Source organism: Planktothrix sp. FACHB-1355 (genome assembly GCF_014748295.1).
Classification (GTDB): Bacteria; Cyanobacteriota; Cyanobacteriia; order Cyanobacteriales; family Aerosakkonemataceae; genus Aerosakkonema; species Aerosakkonema funiforme_A.
Map to the genome: position 1 here is coordinate 1 of NZ_JACJUP010000530.1, position 4,481 is coordinate 4,481.

General features: G+C 45.6%; 6 protein-coding genes. 5 read left to right on the forward strand and 1 reads right to left on the reverse strand.

Features of this window, described 5'->3' with window-relative positions; all coding sequences use genetic code 11:
• Positions 1 to 742: cysteine--tRNA ligase (cysS, locus tag H6S82_RS19910; RefSeq protein ID WP_191056601.1), on the reverse strand; the 742-nt coding region annotated here is incomplete at its 3' end.
• Positions 743 to 876: 134 nt separating this feature from the next.
• On the opposite strand from cysS, the gene H6S82_RS19915 reads away from it, so the two are divergent.
• The 5 genes from H6S82_RS19915 to H6S82_RS19935 all read left to right on the forward strand — a co-directional run.
• Positions 877 to 2,052, forward strand: a complete 1,176-nt coding sequence (locus tag H6S82_RS19915; RefSeq protein WP_191056602.1) for a GTP-binding protein — start codon at positions 877 to 879, stop codon at positions 2,050 to 2,052.
• 78 nt (positions 2,053 to 2,130) lie between these two features.
• On the forward strand, positions 2,131 to 2,586 hold the full coding sequence (gene dtd / locus H6S82_RS19920; protein ID WP_190464974.1) for a D-aminoacyl-tRNA deacylase: 456 nt from the start codon (positions 2,131 to 2,133) through the stop codon (positions 2,584 to 2,586).
• A gap of 194 nt (positions 2,587 to 2,780) precedes the next feature.
• Entirely contained in the window at positions 2,781 to 3,257 is a 477-nt protein-coding gene (locus H6S82_RS19925) for a DUF29 domain-containing protein (protein ID WP_191056603.1), read from the forward strand.
• Positions 3,258 to 3,287: 30 nt separating this feature from the next.
• Positions 3,288 to 3,761, forward strand: coding sequence for a DUF29 domain-containing protein (locus tag H6S82_RS19930; protein ID WP_190464971.1), 474 nt, complete (start codon positions 3,288 to 3,290; stop codon positions 3,759 to 3,761).
• A 141-nt stretch (positions 3,762 to 3,902) separates the two neighbouring features.
• Positions 3,903 to 4,481 (forward strand): A/G-specific adenine glycosylase (locus H6S82_RS19935; RefSeq protein WP_191056604.1); only part of this gene is annotated, 579 nt, incomplete at its 3' end.

Genomic DNA, 4,481 nt, shown 5'->3' on the forward strand with positions numbered 1-4,481 from the left:
ATTGGGCTATTTCATTCTCGTGGTGGGGAAATGCCAGTTCGTTACCCCCGCAGTGAATATCAATAGTATCGCCCAAAGACTGACGTACCATCGCCGAGCATTCGATATGCCACCCCGGACGACCGGCACCCCAAGGCGACTCCCAGAAAGGTTCTCCCGCTTTCGCCGCCTTCCACAGCGCAAAATCAAACGGGTCTTGTTTCTTTGGCGCGTCCGGGTCTTCTTCTTCCACTCTACCGCTAGCCCCAGCCTGCAATTCTGCCAAATTGCGACCGGAAAGCTTGCCATATTCCGGAAATTCCCGCACTTTGTAATAAACATCCCCAGCAGATGGGTAAGCGTAACCTTTGTGTTCCAACTGGTGAATCAGTCGTTTAATTCCATCCAGGGTGTGGGTCGCACGGGGATATTCATCGGCGTCCATCACATTCAGCCGTTTCATATCCTCAAAATAGGCATCGATAAATTTCTCAGCGACAACTTCCATCGATAATCCTTGTTCCCTGGCGCGATTGAGAATTTTATCGTCGATATCGGTGAAATTCTGGACGTAACGCACATCGTAACCCCGCCATTGTAAATAGCGGCGCACCATATCCCAGACAATGTAGCAACGCGCATGACCCAAGTGGCAGTAGTCATACACTGTCACGCCGCAGCAGTACATTTTCACCTTCCCCGCTTCCAGGGGTTCAAAAATTTGTTTGCGACGAGTCAGCGTATCGTAAAGCGTCAGGGTCATAAGGAGTAACAACCTTTAGTGCGATCGGCAATAATAGGGGAGGACGACGGGGATCTGTGCCAGCACCCTCGCGTCGGTACTTAATGTACCGTAATTCTATACTCCCATTTTGCGACGTTTTCTACAGCTCAGCTATGCAATCAGCAGTTTCTCCCGACCAATCTCAGGCAATGGATGTTCCGAAACGCGGTTTGCCTGTAACGATTATCACTGGATTTCTCGGTAGCGGTAAGACCACTCTGCTCAACCACATTTTGAAGAATCAGGAGGGCGTTAAGACAGCTGTTCTGGTCAATGAATTTGGCGAAGTTGGTATTGACAACGAACTGATTATATCCACCGACGATGACATGGTGGAACTGAGTAACGGTTGTATTTGCTGCACCATTAATAACGATCTGGTAAATGCAGTTTATAAAGTTTTAGAACGCCAAGACCAAATAGATTATTTAGTAGTGGAGACGACGGGATTGGCAGATCCCCTACCTGTGGCTCTCACGTTCTTAGGTACGGAATTGCGCGATTTGACTCGCTTGGATTCGATCGTCACGGTGGTGGATTCCGCCAATTACAGCCTCGATTTGTTCAACAGCCAAGCGGCTTACAATCAGATTGCCTACGGCGATATCATTGTTCTAAATAAGGTCGATTTGGTCGATGAAGCTGATGTTGATAACCTAGAAGTAAGGATTCGCGATATCAAACAAGGAGCAAGGATTTTGCGTACAACTAAATCGCAAGTTCCTCTGCCTTTGATTCTCAGTGTTGGTTTGTTTGAGTCGGATAAGTATTTTGAATCTGAGCAATCAGAACACGGTCACGACCATCACGACCATCACGACCACGACCATCACGACCATCACGACCATCACGACCATCACGACCACGACCATCACGATCATTCTGCCTGCGATCATGACCACGGTCATTGCGCTCACGACCACGACCACGACCACGATCATCACCATCACCATCATTCCAATCACTTAGAAAATGATGGTTTTACCTCAATTTCCTTCCAAAGCGATAAGCCTTTTGCGATTAAGAAATTTCAACATTTCTTAGATAATCAATTGCCTGCAAATGTGTTCCGTGCCAAGGGAATTATGTGGTTCGATGAAAGCCCTCGCCGTCACGTATTCCATTTGTGCGGAAAGCGTTTCACAATTGAAGATGAAGATTGGAAAGGTCAACCGAAGAATCAGTTAGTGTTGATCGGTCAAGGTCTCGATCGCGAAACGCTACTCAAGCAAATCGAAAAATGCCTTTGCTTGCCTTCAAGCAATCGCGGTAAAGGATTTGGGAAATAACAATAAATTGCAAATTTTAGATTTTAGATGGCAAATTTAATTAAATCTGCTATCTAAAATCTAAAATCTGAAATTGCTATGCGCGTAGTTGTTCAAAGAGTCAAATCTTCTCAAGTTTCGATCGCAGGTGAAGTCGTCGGCAAAATTGGTCGAGGACTAAACTTGCTTGTGGGTATTGCCAGCACGGATACGGAAGCAGAACTTGACTGGATGGTTCGCAAGTGCTTGGAATTGCGTCTGTTTGCGAATGAGGAAAATGGTTCGGGTCGCTGGGAAAAGTCGGTACAAGAAATTGGCGGCGAATTGCTGGTAGTGAGTCAGTTTACCTTGTATGGGGATTGTCGTAAAGGTCGCCGTCCTTCTTTCGATCGGTCAGCTGCACCGGAAGTGGCAAAAAATTTGTACGATCGCTTTGTGGATAAGTTACGCCAAAGTGGTTTGCGGGTGCAAACTGGTGAGTTTGGGGCGATGATGCAGGTGGCGATCGAAAATGATGGCCCCGTCACCCTGCTGCTGGAGAGAGAGGCGTCGTAGTTGTTACCCGATTTTGGATTTTGGATTTTGGATTTTGGATTGGCTAGACCTTGAACAATGATTACAGATGTCAGGGATGGTGGGTTATGGCACAATTCGTTAATTATTGCTTGAAAGTGCTGATTATCTCGCCCCTGCCTAACCCACCCTACAATTAAATAAGTTTTATTATTACTGAAATAAGAGGCGATCGCATGACTCAAAATTTATCAAATATTGAAAGTAAAGCTTCCCAATTGTACGAGACAGATTTCTATGCTTGGACGCAAGCACAAGCAAAATTTCTCCGTGATAGAAAGTGGGATTTTTTGGATATCGCAAACTTGGTTGAGGAGATCGAATCTTTGGGTAAGCAAGAACGACAGGAATTGAGGAATCGTTTGGGCGTTTTGTTAGGGCATTTGCTAAAGTGGGAATTTCAGCCCATTCATCGTTCTAAAAGTTGGGTTGCTACGATTCGGGAACAGCGTCGCCGCATTCTGGAAAAGCTTGAGGATAACCCAAGTTTGAAACCTTTTTTACCTGAAGCAATAGAGAAAGCTTATCGGGATGGGGTAGATTTGGCTGTGCGCGAAACACCTTTGGACTACGAAGATTTTCCCGCTGAATGTCCTTATAGTTTAGCGCAAGTATTAGATTCCCAGTTTTTTCCTGGCGAACAAATTGAGTAAATTTAACCAATTGAAATAAGAGGCGATCGCATGACCGAAACCTATCAGGAATTTAAGCTAAATTCTCGATTGTACGAGACAGATTTCTATGCTTGGACGCAGGAACAAGCAAAGTTTCTTCGCGATGGGATATGGAATTGTTTAGATATTGCAAATTTGGTTGAGGAGATCGCATCTTTGGGTAAGCAAGAGCGACAGGAATTGATAAATCGTTTGGGTGTTTTGTTGGGACATCTGCTTAAGTGGGAATTCCAGTCTGAGTTACGCTCTAAAAGTTGGTTGGCTACGATTCGGGAACAGCGCCGCCGTATTCACAGATTGCTTAAAGAAAGCCCCAGTTTGAAGCCTTTTTTACCTGAAGCATTAGAGGAAGGTTATCAGGATGGACTGGATTTAGCTGTGCGGGAAACGTCTTTGGACTACGAAGGTTTTCCCGTGGAATGTTCTTATAGTTTAGAACAGGTGTTAGATTCCGAGTTTTTTCCTGGCGAACAACTTGAGTAAATTGAGTGTTTTTTATTATTACCAAAAAAGGTTCGTCCTTCAGGGCAGATTTAATCCAAAATCCTGTCTTGGAAAGGTCGGCATCGTGACGGTAACCGCCAAGACGCCGACTTTCCGCAAAATCTAAAATCTAAAATCGAAATGATTGATAACCAATTACCAATTACTAAATTGAGATGGTTTCGTCGCCAGCTAAAAGCTTGGGCTTGTGGGCATTTGCGAAATTTTCCTTGGCGCAGGACAAAAGATGCTTATGCAATTTTGGTGGCAGAATTCCTGTTGCAAAAGACGAATGCAGATACAGTTGCTCCAGTTTACCAGAGGTTTATGGAGCGATATCCGACGCTGAATGCCTTAGCTGCTGCGCGAGAGGAAGATGTTACAATGCTGTTGCGGCCTTTGGGACTTAGCTTTCGGGCCGATCGCCTGCGTCAGTCCACTCAGCTGATCCTGAAAAATTATCAGGGAAAGATCCCCAAAACAGAAGCTCAGTTACTGAAATTGCCCGGTGTGGGAAAATATACAGCGCGATCGATCTGCGCTCACGCCTTCGGACAGCGCAAAGCGGTACTTGATACCAACGTGGCGCGGATTTTCGAGCGGTTTTTTGGATTGTCCGGCGGTCGGGTAAAATGGCGATCGCAAGAACTACAGTCGGCGGTGGAAGAAGCTGCACCTACAACAAATGTGGGAATGTGGAATTTGACGCTGTTGGACTTT

Excerpts from the sequence above, each read along its gene's own strand:
- H6S82_RS19915 (WP_191056602.1), top strand. The coding sequence starts at position 877 with ATGCAATCAGCAGTTTCTCCCGACCAATCTCAGGCAATGGATGTTCCG.
- dtd (WP_190464974.1), top strand. The coding sequence starts at position 2,131 with ATGCGCGTAGTTGTTCAAAGAGTCAAATCTTCTCAAGTTTCGATCGCA.
- H6S82_RS19925 (WP_191056603.1), top strand. The coding sequence starts at position 2,781 with ATGACTCAAAATTTATCAAATATTGAAAGTAAAGCTTCCCAATTGTAC.
- H6S82_RS19930 (WP_190464971.1), top strand. The coding sequence starts at position 3,288 with ATGACCGAAACCTATCAGGAATTTAAGCTAAATTCTCGATTGTACGAG.